We start from the raw sequence: 18,546 nt of genomic DNA, 5'->3' as shown, positions 1-18,546 counted from the left end.
ATTTTTATGTACATTTAACACGATACACAAAAAAATCATGCGAAAGAAACAATTCGAACCATTATTGATCAGTGAGTTTGTGGAAGAAACTTTCCACCTGCCTATGCATGAGCAAAATTATTATGAACTTGTTTATATACGCAGCGGACAGGGGAAACATATCATCAATAAATTTGAATTGGATTATGAACGCGGTGATATTTTTCTTGTTAGCCCAGCAGATAAACATTACTTTAATATTCACGAAAAAACACATTTCCTATTCATTCTTTTTACGGATAGCTATTTTATGCAAAATCGGCGTCAGCAAAAACTCTACGCCTGGATAATGGAATTAATGAACGACAGAGGATTGCGAGAAAGTAAATTACACATGACCGATCACGATCGTTTGATTTATTCCCATCTTATGGAAGCGGTCCGGCTATACTGTATTACCGCTATCAACCAGACATCACAATGGCTGTTTGATCAACTGGTTGCTATCTTTGGTCGCTATAAGGAAATATCCGAAATACAGCGCTTGCCACAGGCACATACGCTGCACATCGACAGCTCCATTTCGGCTTATATCCACCAGCATATCTTTACCCCAGAGTATCTTCAGCTAAAAACGATTGCTCAGAAATTTAACCTCTCCCCGACTTATTTTGGCATTTATTTCAAGAAAAACTTTGGGAGTAGCCTGAGAGACTACATCACCATGTACCGAATCGAATTAATAGAACATCGGCTTAAGTCCACTGCATATACACTCAAACAGATTGCCGAAGAACTGGGCTTTGTCGACGAAAGCCACTTATCCCATTTCTACAAGCGCACAAAGGGTTACAGCCCCAAAGCATATCGGCAACAACAGACAAAGTAATCCTATGATCCACCCCAAGCATGCAACATACAAAAGACACTGGTGCCTATCAAGATTTAGGAGGCAATACACTATAGAATTTCAGTCCCTTTTCCTCAAACTGTTTATAGAGGACAACTAACACATCATTTTTCAGAGATGAGGCATTCGCCGCGAAATTTACCCAGCAGAAAACACTTAAATAAATCATTTCTTCGCTAATGTCTTGCACGCTGATACCACTATCTCTTTCCTTGACGAAATGTGGGCTCGCCGCTATAGCCGCATTAATCCATTGTTTGGCTTCGTCAAGGTCCGTCTTTCGATCGATATGGAGGACAAAACTTGTCCGACTGTACTCTTGAGATAATGTCCAATTGACTAATCTACCCGACAGCAAATCACCGTTTGGAATAATTACATCAGCACCATCGGCAGTTTTCAATACACTTGCACGAATACCGATCTCCTTGACACGCCCCTTTTTATCGGCGAGTTCAATCTGGTCTCCCACGCGGAAAGGCTTATCAAAAACGAGAATAATCCCAGATACAAAGTTGTTGATGATATTTTGCATCCCCAAACCTATCCCCACACTCAGCGCCCCGATAACGACGGTAAGTTTATCCAAGCTCATCCCCAAAGCGGAAATAGCAATAAAAAACCCAACCAGAATAATCGCCAAACGAAATAACGGGAACAGCGTCATTTTTTGATTATAGGCTTGATTTAACTGACCATCTTCACCACCGAGTACGATGAGGCTAATATTCTTTTGAAACCAATTGGCGACCAGCAAGAGCAAAACCGCAACAACAAGGTTCCCCAAAGTGAACGATATACTGCCGATACTACGCACTTTTCCAAAGAATGTTTCACTAAGCGCCAATAAGGTTTCGATAAACTGAAGATTATTGGCCAAAACAATAATTGCCAAAAGGATACATACAATCCGAAGGATCTCTGTTATAATCGTCAGCGTGCGCTGTTCATTAAAACGCATCCAAAATCCCGCCACCAAGCGGTCTTTTTTGAATTGATTACGGACATCCAATTTGATCATGTCCGTAAAATATTGTAAGGTAAATGACTGTACCAAGCCTACCGCACAGGCTATACTGAAACTGCGTGAATGCTCTACATGCCCAATGACATTCAATGTAATCGCCGTGATATTTAAGATCGCAAATACCACGTAGATAAAATTACTGATATAACCCGGACTCTCTGGATTCTTTATACGCCGTTTAGTATAACTTACCAATCCCAATGCGATTAGATTAAAACCAATACAAACAATACGTAAAAACAGATCATCACTCACAATCATATTGACAAAAACATCCAATAGGTAAAAGATGATCAGAATTAGCGCGATCTTACGTTGTTGTCCAGTCATTTTATGTCTTAGCAAATACATAAAAATTAACATGATCACCAGTTGAGACGCTTGTAAGATGAAAGTTGGCGTGAAGAAATTGACAAAGGGCAATAAGGTCAGCAGGAAAATAATTGTTTTTCCAACAATAGCATCAATAGCAAGTTTATTAGATGGATCATTTTGTTTCAGCACATAGGCAACCCGCACAATCCAATATGAATAAGCCAGTCCCAGCACAATCAATAGAATCCGGCTCGCCCAATCTGTACGATTCACATATTTATCAATGGATTTATTGTTACTATAATTACTGCGAATATTGTCTAAAATAACATCTTTCGAGATACTTGTCGTATTGGCCTTCCAAATGGAACTTTTACCAGGAGCGGTAGTAGACTTCTTCGCAGCAGTTTTTGTTTCAGTAATCAGATCCAATCTGTTGAGGTGCCGCTGGTTCTTTAGGATAAGCTCATCTATCGTGCGATTGATCATTTCCAGCGAATCCATCTTTGACGATAACTTAAGTTCAGCGCTATTCAGGTATTGATGTGCCCTAGCATGATTATTGGCACTGATATCATAATGATTGACGATATTACGGATTTGGTCTTTCGTGCCACTTAAACTGTTGGAATAATTTGCAATACTCCCTTTGATCGATTTAAGTTGTCTGATTTCTTCGGAAATCGCATTTTTTATTGTTGCGACAGAATCTTTTGCGGAATTGGCACTTGTCGAGGCATAAGAGTTGGATTTTTCATTTAACTGAGCGACAAACTCAGCCATAGAGGCTGTACGGATATTGGACAAAAATGTCAAATTTACCTTACGCAGGTCATTCCGCAGCGAATCGTTCCCTACTCTTGTCGAATCGGAACCAGATCTTCTATTTAAACCAGTATGCGGCTGTGATCTATCGGTACTGACACCTCTTCTTACCTGAACCGAATCTTGTCCGATAGCATACAGATGCAATGCCAATAGACTTATTATAAAAACAATGAAATGCTTCATGCTGCTCAATTTCATACGCCCAATATGTTAATCTCTCTAAATAATAACCTGTGCCTCACAGGAGAACTCCGCAAAATGAAGTTTCAGGAAAGCCGATAACGATTATTATTTTTCCGACAAAAATAGCTTATCTAAGCTTAAAATCGTATAGCATCTGATAATTTAAGTTCTTCCAAACGCTTGACTTTGTCATCACGGTAAAACAGATTCATTGTCTCAAAGGGGATTAGCTTTAAATCTTTATTGACAATATGTACGCAGGATTTTTTGACCGCACGGACATCGAAGTCATAAGCATCCATAAAATTCATGATAATGATGCGGAAAAGATTATCATAATCCAGCTCAGGAGCACACACATCAGGCAGGCAGCAAAGCAATTGATTGACCTTTGGTTTTACTTTATCCACCGAAATACCGGTACTAAAAATATCCAGCAACTGCATCTGCACACCAGTGTCCTGTTCATACACAATGGTATTGCGTGACTGATTATTCAAGAGTACAGCGGGGTCAATATGCCGTGTTAGCGGAATCCTTTCATCACCAATCTTAAGCACATAGCCCATAGCCAAAGCGTCTGGGTTGCAAGGTACGGGAATGATATCATGCGGATTCAAGAGCGGGTACTGATCTAAGATTTCCTGTCTGACCTCAGTGAGGGTCATCTTATGCTGCTGTGCATCCTCCGCATTTCTACCGGCAATTTCTACGGGCTGAAAGGTTACACCACGAACACAACGCTGATTCAAAGCATAATCCAATATCGCTCCGATCTCATCATCGTTGGTTCCTTTTTCCAGGACAACGACAAGTGTCGTACTTAGGTTTAACGCATTGAGCTTGTCGATTGCCTTTTTCCGTACATCGGTCAAATCCTTTCCTCTAAATTTCTCCAGCACAGCCGGACGGAAAGAATCAAATTGGAGGTAAATTTCAAATTCCGGAGCATAGGTTGCTAGCTGTTCAGCAAATCCAGGGTCATTCGCAATCCGGATACCATTGGTATTCAGCATCAAATGCTTAATTGGCTTTGTTTTAGCGATATCCAAAATCTTAAAAAACTCCGGATGAATAGTTGGTTCTCCGCCACTAATCTGAACAACATCAGGCTCGCCCTCATTTTCGACAATCTTGTCAAACATGCGTTCGATTTCCTCCAGTGAACGATGCCGCCCATAATGAGGTGAAGACATGGCGTAGCAGGTCGGGCATGTCAGGTTGCAACGATCGGTCACCTCAACGATAGACAGGCAGCTGTGTTGTTCATGATCGACACAGAGGCCACAATCATACGGGCAGCCAAAATGAACCTCGTTCTCAAATTTCAATGGCGTCTCAGACGCTTTGTTATAATTTCGGATATTTTTATAATATTCAACATCTGTGGCGATCAGGGTTTTGAAAAAACCATGATCAGGGCAATTTTTGGTCATAAAAACCTTTTCATCTTCGATGATAATTTTTGCCCCTACGCGCGAAAGACAGGTCGGACACAGACTAATGGTATAATCGTAATAGGTATAATTTCTAACTGGCATATATCTTATCGTTATTAACTTAATGCTATCCCACAGGCAACTCCACCTGCGATCATCGCTCCAACACCACCCAAAAGCACTTTAAGCCAAAGGTTGACATTAAATGTAGACTCTTTATTATTGGATTTCATAATCGAACCAATAATAATGACCAAAAGTGCTATTCCGATGACTATAGCTCCTCCAAACAGTAAAAACAAGCCCAATACAGCTGTGTTTTCCGAACCAAATGACCCTTCGAGTAAATACATAACTTAGACCTTCCTTTCTATATGCGTATTATTCAATAAATAAATATAATAAATTATCACGACAAGACAGGTAATTTGTATTGTACTCATTCCGAAAAGAATAACTACCCTTGGCTTGATAAAATCCAATAAAAAACGAAAGCTGAAATAGCTGAGCATGAAAAACTGAAACAGTACGCCATTTTGGAATATAAATCTCCGTTTAAACCATTGCAGGGAAATAAATAGCAGAATCAAAAATGCAATTTCGTATAAAGCTACCGGGTGCCTGCGATAAGTATCACCAAGGTACATCCCCAATGGACATTCCGTAGGCAAGCCATAGGTCTGCTCAAATACCCCAGTGTAAAAACAACCTATCCGCCCGATCATAATCGCAACAATCAGCGGAAAGACCATGCGGTCCCCCGTGCTCTCTTGCTTGCGCATGATTTTTTTCATCAGTTCCACCCCGACCAGTCCACCCGCCAGACCACCTACAATCGTATTATTTAGCCAGATATAACGCCATTTACTTAGGGCACCAAACAATTCCGCTGGGCGCTCAAGCGATCCGATCACATGAGATCCGATCAAGGCTCCTACAGCGGCTGCAATGACAATTAAAAGTGAGTTGGTGTGACCTAAGCTCTCCTTATCTTTCCATTTCAGAAGCTGATAATAACGCATGCCCATAAACATCCCCAAGCCTTCCATAAAGGGATGGAGGAGAAAGGTCTTTCCAAATAAATCAATGGTAACAGGAAATTCGATTGCAGTTAGCATAAGCAAGTATACAAAAGACAATTCAGATATCGATCACCAAAAAACAAAAGCCGGTTCACAAATAAACCGGCTTTATCTCCTTATCTCCGTCTAGGATAGCTACCTACAATTGATCGCTGTAGACAAATCTGATTTCTTCTCTCAAATTATAGCGGGAAGCCATAACTTCACCATAAGCTCCTGCAGAACGAATCGCGATCAAGTCACCACGTTTTGATACCGGCAAAGGTACTTCCTTTCCAAAACAATCCGAGGATTCACAGATTGGCCCTACAACATCGTAGTTTAATGCTTCGGTAGCGCTGCCTTCACTAATATTTTCTATTTTATGGTAAGCTTGATACAAGGCTGGTCGCATCAATTCAGTCATCCCTGCATCCAGTACCAAAAAGTTTTTCTTGACACCATTCTTAACATATAATACACGGCTCACCAAGCTTCCACATTGAGCAACCAAAGCCCTGCCCAGTTCAAAATGAACTTCCTGATGTGGCTTACGCTCTAGGAAACGATCAAAAATATCAAAATAAGCTTCAAAATCTGGAACTGGATTCCCATCTGGATTTTTATAATCTATCCCAAGGCCACCACCGACGTTCAACACACGAATCTGTGTTCCACGCTCCTCAAACCAGTTTTTCCACTCGTTAACTTTTACACACAAACTTTTGAATACCGTCATATCGGTAATCTGAGATCCGACGTGGAAGTGTAAGCCTACCAATTCTATAAAATCACATTTCTTGAGAACAGCGGCACATTTCTCCAGATCCGCATTTGGAATACCAAATTTGTTTTCGTCGAGTCCTGTTGTAATATAATGGTGTGTATGCGCGTCAACATTCGGGTTTATTCGCAATGCAACATTCGCTTTCACACCTTGTTTTGATGCCAATTCGTTAATAACTTCAAGCTCCTGAATAGACTCTACGTTGAATGCAAAGATATTTTGTTGTAATGCGTAATTGATCTCTTTATCCGATTTCCCAACGCCGGCGAAGGTAATATTCTGAGGCGCAAAACCACACTCTATAGCTTTTTTCACTTCATTTCCACTCACACAGTCCGCACCGAAGCCGATCTGTTGCATGGCTTTTAATAACACATCGTTAAAATTAGCTTTCAATGCATAATGAACATGGAATCCTCTTTTGTGGGAAGCTGCGTAAGCCGCTTCCAAGGTGTTGTTTAACACGGCCAAGTCATAGTAATAAAACGGCGTTTCTTTCTCTGCAAATTTTGCTGCAATAGCTGTATTTATCATATAAAACCTAATTCTTAAAATAAACGATTATGCAATGAACGTAAAGCCTCTGTTTTATGATCCGAATTCAATAAAATGGATACATTAAAATCCGAACCACCGTATGAAATCATACGGACCGGAAGATGTTTTACAGCATCAAGTACACGTGCAGCATAACCATGGCTATTCAAACCAAAGTCACCGACTACACAAACAATTGTCTGATCGCCATCTACGGTAACAGATCCAAAATCTTCTACTTCCTTAATAATATCGGCTAAATTGGTGGTATCATCTATGGTCAACGAAACCGCTACTTCTGAGGTAGTGATCATATCGATCGGTGTTTTATAGCGTTCGAAAATCTCGAAAACACGACGCAAGAAACCGTAAGCAAGCAACATTCTTGAGGAATGAATATGAATTGCGGTGATACCATCTTTTGCCGCGATTGCCCGGATACAACCTTTTTGTGCACCATCTTTGCTAATTAATGTTCCTTTAGCATTTGGCTCCATCGTATTTAACAGACGCACCGGTACATTATATTTTTGTGCAGGAAATACCGATTGAGGGTGTAATATCTTCGCCCCAAAATAAGCTAATTCGGCCGCCTCATCGAAGCTGAGATGTGCTATCGGTGTTGTCCCTTTTACGACACGCGGGTCATTGTTGTGCATACCGTCAATGTCTGTCCAGATCTGAACCTCATCCGCACGGATAGCTGCGCCAATCAATGAAGCTGTATAATCCGATCCGCCACGGCGTAGGTTATCAATTTCACCAAACGAATTTCTACAGATAAATCCTTGTGTAATAAACAAGGTATTTTCGGGATGCTGAGCAAGAATGGTACTCAATTTCTCACCGATGTATTCCACCATTGGCTCATTGTCCTCGTCGATTTTCATAAAATCCAACGCCGGCAATAAGACAGACTGAATTCCGATTTCATTGAGGTAAAAATGCCATAATGCTGTAGACATCAATTCTCCTTGCGCCAAAATAATCTTTTCTTCTATCGACGTAAACAGCTCGTTCGCCAAGCTAGAGATCAGGTTAAAATGATAGTCGATTAATTCCTTCCCGTTTTTATAACCGGCTTCAGTATTAAAAAGTTCCTTAATAAGGTCTTCGTACTTATCCTTGTGCTTCTTGATCAAATCCTTAGCCTCGTCCTTCTTACCTGCTGTGTAAGCTTGACCAATTTCTACTAAAGCATTTGTCGTTCCAGCTACCGCGGACAACACAACGATCTGACGTTCCGAAGGGTTTACAATATCCAACAACCCTTTGATACGTACTGCACTTCCTACTGAAGTACCACCAAATTTTAAAACTTTCATACTAAAGTTACAATTATTAAATTTCTGTGCGCCAATATAGGCAATTCATGAATGTATATTAAAAAAAATGCGGCACAAAATCATGAAAGTTTTGTGCCGCATATATTTGTTCTATGCGGAAGAATTACTTCTTCAAGTTTTCGATCAGTAAACCGGCCAATTCTTCGCCGATTCTTTCTTGTGCTTCATTTGTCGCTGCGCCAATATGTGGTGTCAACGAAATCTTTGGATGTTTTAAAATTTCCTCACGTGGTGTAGGTTCGTTGTCAAACACATCTAAACCTGCAAATGCTACTTTACCTGCATCTAATGCCTTCACTAATTCCAACTCATCAATAACACCGCCTCTAGAAGCATTGACCAGTCCAACACCATCTTTTAACAGCGGAAACTCTCCTGCGCCAATTGCTGGTTTGTCCAAAAATGGCACGTGCAAGGAAATAAAATCAGAAACTTTTAATAAGTCTTCCATTTCCACCTGTTTGATCGGAACCTCAACCTGAATACCACCAGAAAGTTCAATCGTTAAACCTTTGGGTCCTTCGAATAGATCTGTATAGACTACATCCATTCCCAGACCGATCGCGATTTTAGCCACTTCACGACCGATACGGCCAAAACCAACAATACCGATTGTTTTACCGCGAAGCTCAGTTCCGGCACCATAGGCTTTTTTCAAAGCACCGAATTTGGTATTTCCTTCAACAGGCATCTTGCGGTTGGAGTCATATAAAAAGCGTACACCGTTTAAAAGGTGCGCAAAAACCAATTCAGCCACCGATAAAGAAGATGCAGCAGGAGTATTGACAACAGCAATACCTCTTGAACGTGCGTATTCCACGTCAATATTATCCATTCCTACGCCACCACGACCGATTACTTTCAAATTTGGGCAGCCATCAATTAATTCCTGACGAACTTTAGTTGCGCTACGTACAGTGATTGCATCATAAGCAAGCAGCTTTTCAGCTAACTCCTCTTGTGGTATATGATTTGTATCTACAGTATGACCAGCATCTTCCAACATTTTCTTTCCTAGTGGATCGATACCGTCATTTGCTAATATTTTCATCCTTTATATTTATTTATGAATGTCGATTTTTCATTGTATATATGAATCTGTGACACCCTGATTGTTTATTTAAGCGATGAAGCAATCAGATTCATTCGGACAGCTATGTGAACGGAATGAATCCGACGATTTCATCAAAATATTTTTGACCGAATAGACTATTTGCGTGTGTCTTCAAATTCCTTCATGGCATCAATCAACGCATTTATACTGCTCAAAGGCAATGCATTGTAGATAGAAGCTCTAAAGCCACCTACCGAACGGTGTCCTTTGATACCAATCAGATTACGTTCTTTTGCCAAAGCTAAGAATTCCGCTTCCAATTCAGGAGTATCCATCACGAAAGTCACGTTCATGCGTGAGCGGTCTTCAACAGCAGCAGTGCCTTTAAATAAAGGGTTGCGATCGATCTCATCGTATAAAGCACGTGCTTTAATAATATTCTCTTGCTCTAAAACTGGCACACCACCTTTTGCTTTTAACCAACGTAAGTTCAACATGGAAACAAAGATCGAGTATACCGGAGGAGTATTATACATGGAACCGCCATCGATATGCAATTTATAATCTAACATCGAAGGTAGAACACGTCCTGATTTACCTAAAATATCATCCTTCACAATAACTAGTGTTACGCCAGCAGGACCCATATTTTTTTGTGCTCCAGCATAGATCAAATCGTAATCTGCGACATTGATCTCGCGGGAAAAAATATCTGAAGACATATCTACAACCACTGGTAATTCCGTCGCTGGTTTTTCAAACACCTCAGTACCGTAAATGGTATTATTTGAAGTATAGTGAAAATAGGCAGCATCCGAAGGGATTGAATACCCTTTAGGTATATAAGAATAGTTTTTATCAATCGACGAAGCTACAACATCTACTGTTCCGAATTTCTTCGCTTCTTTTAAGGCCTTTGTTGCCCATACACCTGTATCCAAATAAGCAGCTTTACCGCCTTCAGGTAAAAGATTAAGTGGTGCCATCGCAAATTGCAGACTCGCTCCACCTTGCAAAAAAAGAATCGAATATCCTTGTGGTACGGCTAATAATTCTCTTACTAACTGAGTCGCCTCATCTATCACTGCTTCAAACTCTTTGGAACGGTGAGAGATCTCTAAAATTGATAAACCTGTGTTGTTAAAATCAATTACAGCTTCTGAGGCTTGTTGAAATACTTCCTTTGGCAGAATACATGGACCTGCTCCAAAATTATGTTTCATTGATGTTATAGTTTGTTTGACTGCTCATTCAGAACCCTAGTAAAGCAATCTGTTGTTTTAAAAACCAAAGGTAAAATAAAATTATATATTTTTCAACTATTCTGTTTTTTTATTGAAAATTTACAAAATTCTGAATCATTTCAATAAAAATATTACACAAGTAGATCCCTATTGGTTATTAAAACAATCAGAGAAGAATCACTTTCCAAGCCATATCTAATTGATTATCTTGCAAATACTCCTTTGCTTTAAGCTGAAGATGAACGTTACGGGAGGATTGGTCCCCAATAAAGGCATTTAACAATTCGTAAATTTCGGGCAAGGACGTAATCTCATCCACCTCCAACGGTGTAGGCAGTCGGTCTAACTTTGCCAGTTTAATTTTATCTTCCGTACTAAAAACGGTGGATTCCTTTACAAAAGGAGGAAGTTGGTCGTAGTCCATAAAAAAAGCAGAAATTTTAGTCAAATTTCTGCTTAATATCTTAAAAAAGAAAATCCTTATAATTTTTCGATGATCCGATCAGCAAACTCACTGGTTTTCACTAAGGTCGCATCATCCATCAGATTGTAAAAATCAACAGTGACCGTTTTCGCAATAATGGTTTCCCCCAATGCGCGCACAATTGCCGCCGCTACTTCGGTCCAGCCCAGGTATTCAAACATCATCACACCGCTCAGGATAACGGATGAAGGATTCATGGTATTTGTATTTGCAAACCGAGGTGCTGTACCATGGGTCGCTTCAAAAACAGCGTGACCGGTTTTAAAGTTGATATTGGCCCCCGGTGCAATCCCTATACCGCCTACCATGGCTGCCAAAGCATCCGAGATATAATCTCCGTTTAGATTTAAGGTTGCCACCACAGAAAAGTCGCGCGGATTAAGCAAGATTTGTTGCAGGAAGTTGTCCGCGATAATATCCTTAATCAAGATTTTACCTGAAGCCAAGGCTTCTTTTTGTTCCTGGTTGGCCGCGGCCTCACCTTGCGCTGCTTTGGTACGTTCCCATTGCCCCCAAGTATAGGTCTTATCCGCAAATTCTGTTTCTGCAACCTCGAAACCCCAGATTTTAAAGGCTCCTTCTGTATATTTCATAATATTACCCTTGTGCACTATAGTCACCGAGGGTAATCCATAATGGATCGCATGTTCAATCGCTGCTCGAACCAAGCGTTTGGATCCTTCTTCAGAAACCAGTTTGACCCCTACCCCCGTGGTACTCGAAAAGTTATAGTCAATATCAAGGTCGTCATGTAAAAAATCCTGTAGTTTATTGGCTTCTGCACTTCCCGCCTGAAACTCTATCCCGGCATAGATATCTTCGGTATTCTCCCGAAATATGACCATATCCACATATTCTGGATGTCTGACCGGAGATGGCACACCTTGGAACCACTTCGTCGGTCGCTGGCAGACATAGAGATCCAAATCCTTCCGTAAGGCAACATTCAAGGAGCGTATGCCACCACCTACAGGTGTGGTCAAAGGCCCTTTTATACCAACCAGGTATTCGCGCAATAGATCCAATGTCGCTTTGGGCAACCACTCTCCGGTTTCATCAAATGCTTTCTCCCCCGCCAAAACTTCCTTCCAACTTACTTTTCGTTGTCCGTTATAGGCTTTCTCCACGGCTTTATCAAAAACACGCACGGCGGCATGCCATAGGTCAGGACCTATACCATCACCTATGATAAAAGGAATCGTTGGGGAATCTGGAACTTGTAGTGTTCCATCGTTGGACATTGTAATCTTATTTGACATAATCAGCGTTTTTTGCGGATAGCAACTATCCTTTATTAAACATATTTCCAATCTCTTTACTAATCTTTCGGAATATCGGAGCAGCCTCAACATCTTCGTATTCGTCGATGTGCGCATTCTCTACCCTACTAGGAAACACCAAAACAAGGTTTTCGTTTGCATAGATCCGATCTAATTTTTTTGCCACACCATCCAGTGAATCGCGATATGAAACCTCGCCATTTCGTGCAGACACAAAAATGAACATGGACGCTTCGTCCTTAAACGCTTTTAATCCCTGTAAATCATCCCAGTCATCGTAGTGTTTAAAAGTAACTGGCACGGAATTCTTTATTTCGACCAGGTGCGCCTCAATTGCCGATGTGGAGCGCGTATCCACAACAAAAGAGATTGGAACCGATAGTTCCTGCGCAAGTTTAATCACCTTCTCCAACCAATATTCGAAACCAAACTCTGCCTCACACATTGGCGGTGCAAATACAACGATAGCTTTATTGGAAATAAAAGGTTTTCTAAAATGGCAGAGCATCACGTTGGCCGATGTTCTGTTGAGGATACTTTCTGTTTTTTCGCCAACAAATTTATCCATAAAATTCGCTGCGCTTGGCCAACCAAGCACAATGCAATTTGCGGAAACTTCTTTCGCTGACCGCGCCACACCGCTTGCAATATTTAGATCTATCGTTGCACTGATATTAACATTGGTCTCCGAACCAGAAGCATAACGCACCATATTGTCCAAATTTTTGCGCGCTTTGCTCATATTCAGCTGTGCCTGTTCATTATCTTTTACCACGGATACAATATTCACAGGCTGAGTGCATTTTTTACTCTTGATGTAAGTGGAAAAGTCAAGGATAGGTTCCATATTGTCCATATTTGCAATAGAGATCAATATATTTTCGTCTTTCTCCTTCACCACGTCGGTATGTTCTTCATCTTGCTCCCCATCCATAACCACTTTCCTGGAAGCATTCCCTGTCACAATGGTGGCGACAATACAAGTTACCAAGATCAACAAAATCGTACCATTCAGGACATTTTCGTCAATGATCCCATTTTTATAACCGACCATAATAACAGCCAAAGTCGCCGCAGCATGAGCGCTGCTCAAACCAAAAATCAAGTTGCGCTGCCCACGGCTATATTTAAATGTTTTCTGTGTCAGCCAAGCAGCGGCATATTTCCCGACGATTGCAACGACGGTCAAGGTACCCGCTATAATTAATGCCTGAGGTCCTTTTAAAATTACACTCACATCCACTATCATACCGACTGATATGAGGAAAAAAGGAATAAAAATGGCATTCCCGATAAACTCGATTCGATTCATCAGCGCCGAAGAATGCGGAATCAATTTATTTAAGGCCAGACCAGCCACAAAGGCCCCTATAATAGGTTCCAATCCCGCAATTTCCGCTAAGAATGCCGCAAAAAACACAACGGAAAGTACGAAAATATAGTTTGATGTCTTTTCGCTGCCCAACCGTTCAAAAAACCATTTTGCGATCCGCGGGATAATACCGAACATGATAAAGAGGAAAATCGCAAAGGAAATACCCAGTGTAACCCAAAATTCATTTCCAATATTACCCTGTGAAACTCCGGTAATAACAGCCAGTATAATCAGTACTGCCGTATCGGTCAGGATCGTACCACCGATCGTAATCGCCACAGCTTCCATTTTGGAAATACCATAACTATTCACAATGGGATAAGATACCAGGGTGTGGGTCGCAAACATACTCGAGATCAAAAGACTCGCCAGTACATCATAGCCCAACAACAAATGACAAACGGGATACCCTATGCTTATAGGCACAATAAATGTAAAAAAACCAAACAGTAAACTTTTGTTCTTAGTCTTTTTAAATTCATTCATATCCAATTCCAGACCTGCAATAAACATGATATACAGAAGCCCTATCGTGGAAAACAGATTAATTGCAGAGTTTTTTTCCAGCCAATTTAATCCATGGGGTCCAATAATAACACCAGATATTATCAAACCAATAATACCCGGCACCTTGATCGGTCTGAGGATAATGGGTGAAAGTAGGATAATAAAGAGTACCAGTGAAAAAATGAGTACGGGATTCTGTAAGGGCGCTTCGAAGGCGTGGGAAATATGCTCGAAAGTTTTATTCATATGTGCTCGTATGCTATCGGTAAAATGTGTCAACTTATTATTCGTTACCAGCAGTAAAATAGCTAACAGCATTAAAAATACAATTTTTCCAACAAAACGACGCCTAAAAAAGGGCTTACTTAAAAGAAATTGCTTTTATCGGACTAATCTTGGTGATTAACATCGAAGGAATAAACAAGGAAACCATGCCAATAAATACCACCGCAAGATTGACCAAAATAACATCGGACCAATAGAGTTTTACGGCAACATAAGAAATGTAGTAGGTCTGCTGATCCAGTTTGAAAAAATGGGTATAATCCTGTAGAAAATAAAAGCCCAATCCGATAAGATTTCCAATCAGTAAACCAAGTCCAATGAGATACAGAGCACTATACATAAAGACTTGGCGTATACCGGCATTATGGTAACCCAAAGCCTTTAATATACCAATCATGGATGTGCGCTCAAGGATGGTGATCAATAAAGCTGAAATCATATTGATAATCGCTACCACAGTCATTAAGATAAAGATAATTTTGGTATTCATATCCAATAAATCCAACCACTGGAAAATATCGGGCACCTGGTCTTTAATATTGATTGCCTGCATATCAATAGGCAGCATATCTTCTATTTTTTGTGTTGTCTGTTGGAGTTGGCTGAAATCCTTGATTCGAATCTCATAGCCACCGACCTCATTGTCATCAAGATTGCTCAGCTTCCTAATGACATTCAAGGATCCGATTACATAAACTTTATCAAGCTCCTCCGACCCAGTATTAAATATTCCCTTGATGACAAACTTTCGTTTACGGATAGGCTCCTGGACAAAATACATAATAAAGTCGTCACCTACTTTCAACAACAACCTATCTGCCAGATATTTAGAAATTAAGATCTGATTATCGGTATTCTCGGATTTAAAATCTATGGTATTCCCCTCGAGCAACATATTTTTTATAGGCTGCTGATCGTATAGTGAATCAATACCTTTCAAAACTACACCCTCCACTTCGTCGTTCACATTGATAATCCCAGCTTTGGTTGCAAATAGATTAATGGAATATACTTCAGGATCTGCTAATATAGACTTATGGAGTTGAGGCGTAAGTGAGATGGGTGAATTTTCATACGATTTGTTGAGATCATAACGTAGCACCAATACATCCGCAAAAAAACCACGTTGCTTGCTGATGATCTCCCCCTTAAATCCCCGCAAAACCGCAATAGATATGATAATGGCAGCAATGGCTAGCGCAATTGCACCGATCGTAACCCGAACGATCAATTTTGAGAACGTCCGTTTACCTGAAAATGCTATTCGATTTGCTAAAAAATAAGGAAAATTCAAGCTTTCAATATATTTATGTAACTTCGCAAAGTTATAAAAATTTGTTATTTACAAAACTTTAATAGCAAATTATTAGCGCTTTCGCAGATGATTTCTATCATCCCAACGATTTTATTGATTTTAAGGATTTTACAAAAAACACAGCTCTTATGCGTATTATTTTCATGGGCACTCCTGACTTTGCCGTTGCTTCACTTGATGCACTCATTCAATCTGGCGAACAAGTCGTTGCTGTAGTTACAGTACCGGACAAACCGGCAGGTCGTGGTCAAAAAATACATGAATCAGCCGTTAAAGTATACGCTACCCAACACCATATCCCCGTCCTTCAACCAGTCAAACTTCGGGATGAGGCCTTTCTTGCCGAACTCAAAAACTATCAAGCCGATCTTCAGGTCGTGGTAGCATTCCGTATGCTGCCTGAAGTTGTCTGGAATATGCCGAAACATGGCACCATTAACGTCCATGCCTCTTTACTTCCACAATACCGCGGTGCAGCTCCAATCAATCATGCCATTATGAATGGGGAGCAAGAATCCGGAGTGACTACATTCTTATTGCAACATGAGATTGATACTGGAAATATACTTTTAGCCGAAAAAGTTACAATAAATGAAACTGACACAGCTGGAGATCTTCACGACAACCTGATGGTTGCGGGAGCCAGAACACTCCTTCAAACGATACAACAGCTGAAAGAGGGAAATTTACAGCCGAAAAGCCAAGATGATATCCTCCCAACAGAAACGTTGAAACACGCACCGAAAATTTTTAAAGAAGATTGTAAAATAAATTGGGATCAATCTACTAACGTTGTTTATAATTTTATACGCGGACTTAGCCCTTATCCAACGGCATTTACTGTACTCAATGATAAGGTATTAAAAATATATAAAACAGAAAAAGAGCAAACAGCTACTACTGCCACACCGGGAACAATAGAGACAGACCAAAAAAGCTATTTAAGGTTTGCGACACAAGATGGCTATATCATGGTATCGGAACTTCAACTGGAAGGCAAGAAGAAAATGAATGTGGTAGACTTTTTAAAAGGCTATAGATTCTAGTTTTTCTCGTCATCTCCATCATAATATTGCAACAAATCACCAGGCTGACAGTCTAGCGCTTTACATATTGCTTCAAGTGTATCTAATCGCAGGGCCTTAGCCTTTTGATTTTTTATGATTGAAAGATTAGAAAGTGTAATCCCTACACTGTCACTCAATTGGTTAAGTGACATTTTTTTCTCTTTCATTATTTTATCCAAATGAATTAAGATTGGCATATTATAATTTTTATTCCTTTAAATTTATTTAATGTCTCTTGTAAAACAAAACATATATCTTTTTGTTTTATCATAAAATTATCATTTTAAAATAAATTCAAAGAATACGTTTTACGTAACATATCTGATATCATTAGATAAATTACTTGAGAATAGAAAAAAATAAAATTTGTTAGCGCTTTAAATATCAATCAGTTGAATATTACAGCCACAATTGAGAAAGAAAAACAATTTTAAATGGAATAGTTTTTGATAGTGTAAAATGAAGATTCACAAAATCATAACTCATTATAGATGAGAGGTTAGATAATCCATTTTCCATTAATAATTCAAAAATTTTTCGTATTTTCGCAAACATTTCTTAGAGAGGAGAATTAATAAAAATTAATGAGACAGCTCAAAATTACACAATCTATCACCAATCGTGAGTCCCAGTCATTGGACAAATACTTACACGAAATTGGTAAAGTAGACTTAATTACAGCAGAAGAAGAAGTAGAATTAGCACAGCGCATCCGCGAAGGCGACCAAGTTGCCTTGGAAAAATTGACTAAAACCAACCTTCGTTTCGTAGTATCAGTAGCAAAACAATATCAAAATCAAGGATTGACCTTAGGTGATTTAATCAATGAAGGCAACCTGGGCTTAATTAAAGCGGCTAAACGTTTTGACGAAACAAAGGGTTTTAAATTTATTTCTTATGCCGTTTGGTGGATTCGCCAATCTATTCTTCAAGCAATTGCTGAACAATCACGTATCGTACGTCTGCCATTGAACCAAGTAGGTTCTCTAAGCAAAATCAGTAAAGCTTTCTCAAAACTAGAACAAGAATACGAGCGGGAACCATCTCCAGAAGAATTGGCGGATATCCTTGAAACCACAGTTGACAAGGTTTCAGATACCCTAAGTAATTCTGGACGTCATGTGTCTATGGATGCACCTTTCGTTCAAGGTGAAGAAAACACACTCTTGGATGTATTGGAAAACCATGACCCAGACACCGATAGTTCTCTAATTGATGAATCTCTATCAGAAGAAATCAAGCGATCATTGGCAACTTTAACAGAAAGAGAACGTGAAATCATCGTTCTATTCTTTGGATTAGGTTCCAACCACCAACTGTCGCTCGAAGAAATCGGTGAGAAATTCAATTTGACACGTGAACGCGTCCGTCAAATTAAAGACAAGGCTCTTCAACGTTTGAGACACACTTCAAGAAGCAAAATCTTAAAATCTTATTTAGGTTAAAAGAGATATTTATTGAAATTTTTGGTAATCCCAATCAGAAATGATTGGGATTTTTTGTGTAATAAAGTTTTTTGTACA

16 protein-coding genes are annotated in these 18,546 nt (G+C 39.8%); 3 read left to right on the top strand and 13 right to left on the bottom strand.

Features of this window, described 5'->3' with window-relative positions; translation table 11 throughout:
* Positions 1-37 precede the first annotated feature (37 nt).
* On the top strand, positions 38-868 hold the full coding sequence (locus LC454_RS12170) for an AraC family transcriptional regulator (RefSeq protein ID WP_223582663.1): 831 nt from the start codon (positions 38-40) through the stop codon (positions 866-868).
* Positions 869-917: 49 nt separating this feature from the next.
* On the opposite strand, the gene LC454_RS12165 is transcribed toward LC454_RS12170, so the two are convergent.
* The 12 genes from LC454_RS12165 to LC454_RS12110 form a co-directional block, all read right to left on the bottom strand.
* Positions 918-3,242 carry a mechanosensitive ion channel family protein gene (locus tag LC454_RS12165; RefSeq protein WP_223582662.1) on the bottom strand — a complete coding sequence of 775 codons (2,325 nt, stop codon included), beginning with the start codon at positions 3,240-3,242 and terminating at the stop codon, positions 918-920.
* Positions 3,243-3,379: 137 nt separating this feature from the next.
* The gene (locus LC454_RS12160) at positions 3,380-4,783 is read right to left on the bottom strand and encodes a radical SAM protein (protein ID WP_223582661.1); all 1,404 of its coding nucleotides are present in this window, start codon (positions 4,781-4,783) and stop codon (positions 3,380-3,382) included.
* Between the two features lie 14 nt (positions 4,784-4,797).
* Positions 4,798-5,034, bottom strand: a complete 237-nt coding sequence (locus tag LC454_RS12155; RefSeq protein ID WP_120260848.1) for a hypothetical protein — start codon at positions 5,032-5,034, stop codon at positions 4,798-4,800.
* A gap of 3 nt (positions 5,035-5,037) precedes the next feature.
* Complete coding sequence (locus LC454_RS12150) at positions 5,038-5,799, bottom strand: prolipoprotein diacylglyceryl transferase (RefSeq protein ID WP_223582660.1); 762 nt, start codon at positions 5,797-5,799, stop codon at positions 5,038-5,040.
* 103 nt (positions 5,800-5,902) lie between these two features.
* Positions 5,903-7,063 (bottom strand): diaminopimelate decarboxylase, encoded by a 1,161-nt coding sequence (lysA, locus tag LC454_RS12145; protein WP_223582658.1) that lies wholly within the window; start codon positions 7,061-7,063, stop codon positions 5,903-5,905.
* A gap of 14 nt (positions 7,064-7,077) precedes the next feature.
* Positions 7,078-8,391, bottom strand: a complete 1,314-nt coding sequence (locus LC454_RS12140; protein ID WP_223582656.1) for an aspartate kinase — start codon at positions 8,389-8,391, stop codon at positions 7,078-7,080.
* A gap of 124 nt (positions 8,392-8,515) precedes the next feature.
* Positions 8,516-9,463, bottom strand: a complete 948-nt coding sequence (locus LC454_RS12135; protein ID WP_223582654.1) for a D-2-hydroxyacid dehydrogenase — start codon at positions 9,461-9,463, stop codon at positions 8,516-8,518.
* 158 nt (positions 9,464-9,621) lie between these two features.
* On the bottom strand, positions 9,622-10,689 hold the full coding sequence (gene serC, locus LC454_RS12130; protein WP_223582652.1) for a 3-phosphoserine/phosphohydroxythreonine transaminase: 1,068 nt from the start codon (positions 10,687-10,689) through the stop codon (positions 9,622-9,624).
* Between the two features lie 187 nt (positions 10,690-10,876).
* Positions 10,877-11,134 carry a hypothetical protein gene (locus LC454_RS12125; RefSeq protein ID WP_120260842.1) on the bottom strand — a complete coding sequence of 86 codons (258 nt, stop codon included), beginning with the start codon at positions 11,132-11,134 and terminating at the stop codon, positions 10,877-10,879.
* A 56-nt stretch (positions 11,135-11,190) separates the two neighbouring features.
* On the bottom strand, positions 11,191-12,453 hold the full coding sequence (gene icd / locus LC454_RS12120) for an NADP-dependent isocitrate dehydrogenase (protein ID WP_223582643.1): 1,263 nt from the start codon (positions 12,451-12,453) through the stop codon (positions 11,191-11,193).
* Positions 12,454-12,478: 25 nt separating this feature from the next.
* Positions 12,479-14,602, bottom strand: coding sequence for a cation:proton antiporter (locus tag LC454_RS12115; protein ID WP_223582642.1), 2,124 nt, complete (start codon positions 14,600-14,602; stop codon positions 12,479-12,481).
* Between the two features lie 115 nt (positions 14,603-14,717).
* A complete protein-coding gene (locus tag LC454_RS12110; protein WP_223582641.1) occupies positions 14,718-15,935 on the bottom strand; it encodes an ABC transporter permease in 1,218 nt (405 codons plus the stop codon).
* 149 nt (positions 15,936-16,084) lie between these two features.
* Here LC454_RS12110 and fmt point away from each other — a divergent pair, with 149 nt between their 5' ends.
* Positions 16,085-17,002, top strand: coding sequence for a methionyl-tRNA formyltransferase (fmt, locus tag LC454_RS12105; RefSeq protein ID WP_223582640.1), 918 nt, complete (start codon positions 16,085-16,087; stop codon positions 17,000-17,002).
* Here the strand turns inward: fmt and LC454_RS12100 are convergent.
* Positions 16,999-17,220: a helix-turn-helix domain-containing protein gene (locus tag LC454_RS12100; RefSeq protein WP_120260837.1), complete on the bottom strand. Its 222-nt coding sequence runs from the start codon at positions 17,218-17,220 to the stop codon at positions 16,999-17,001. The genes fmt and LC454_RS12100 overlap by 4 nt on opposite strands.
* Before the next feature lie 387 nt (positions 17,221-17,607).
* Here LC454_RS12100 and LC454_RS12095 point away from each other — a divergent pair, with 387 nt between their 5' ends.
* Positions 17,608-18,468 (top strand): RNA polymerase sigma factor RpoD/SigA, encoded by an 861-nt coding sequence (locus tag LC454_RS12095; protein ID WP_028068906.1) that lies wholly within the window; start codon positions 17,608-17,610, stop codon positions 18,466-18,468.
* The last annotated feature ends 78 nt before the right edge of the window (positions 18,469-18,546 follow it).

Source organism: Sphingobacterium sp. GVS05A (assembly GCF_019969845.1).
Lineage (GTDB): Bacteria > Bacteroidota > Bacteroidia > Sphingobacteriales > Sphingobacteriaceae > Sphingobacterium.
This window is presented reverse-complemented; position numbering and strand designations above follow the sequence as displayed.

Bases quoted from the DNA above. Each gene is read 5' to 3' on its own strand.
- LC454_RS12170 (WP_223582663.1), top strand. From the start codon at position 38: ATGCGAAAGAAACAATTCGAACCATTATTGATCAGTGAGTTTGTGGAA.
- LC454_RS12165 (WP_223582662.1), bottom strand. From the start codon at position 3,242: ATGAAGCATTTCATTGTTTTTATAATAAGTCTATTGGCATTGCATCTG.
- LC454_RS12160 (WP_223582661.1), bottom strand. From the start codon at position 4,783: ATGCCAGTTAGAAATTATACCTATTACGATTATACCATTAGTCTGTGT.
- LC454_RS12155 (WP_120260848.1), bottom strand. From the start codon at position 5,034: ATGTATTTACTCGAAGGGTCATTTGGTTCGGAAAACACAGCTGTATTG.
- LC454_RS12150 (WP_223582660.1), bottom strand. From the start codon at position 5,799: ATGCTAACTGCAATCGAATTTCCTGTTACCATTGATTTATTTGGAAAG.
- lysA (WP_223582658.1), bottom strand. From the start codon at position 7,063: ATGATAAATACAGCTATTGCAGCAAAATTTGCAGAGAAAGAAACGCCG.
- LC454_RS12140 (WP_223582656.1), bottom strand. From the start codon at position 8,391: ATGAAAGTTTTAAAATTTGGTGGTACTTCAGTAGGAAGTGCAGTACGT.
- LC454_RS12135 (WP_223582654.1), bottom strand. From the start codon at position 9,463: ATGAAAATATTAGCAAATGACGGTATCGATCCACTAGGAAAGAAAATG.
- serC (WP_223582652.1), bottom strand. From the start codon at position 10,689: ATGAAACATAATTTTGGAGCAGGTCCATGTATTCTGCCAAAGGAAGTA.
- LC454_RS12125 (WP_120260842.1), bottom strand. From the start codon at position 11,134: ATGGACTACGACCAACTTCCTCCTTTTGTAAAGGAATCCACCGTTTTT.
- icd (WP_223582643.1), bottom strand. From the start codon at position 12,453: ATGTCAAATAAGATTACAATGTCCAACGATGGAACACTACAAGTTCCA.
- LC454_RS12115 (WP_223582642.1), bottom strand. From the start codon at position 14,602: ATGAATAAAACTTTCGAGCATATTTCCCACGCCTTCGAAGCGCCCTTA.
- fmt (WP_223582640.1), top strand. From the start codon at position 16,085: ATGCGTATTATTTTCATGGGCACTCCTGACTTTGCCGTTGCTTCACTT.
- LC454_RS12100 (WP_120260837.1), bottom strand. From the start codon at position 17,220: ATGCCAATCTTAATTCATTTGGATAAAATAATGAAAGAGAAAAAAATG.
- LC454_RS12095 (WP_028068906.1), top strand. From the start codon at position 17,608: ATGAGACAGCTCAAAATTACACAATCTATCACCAATCGTGAGTCCCAG.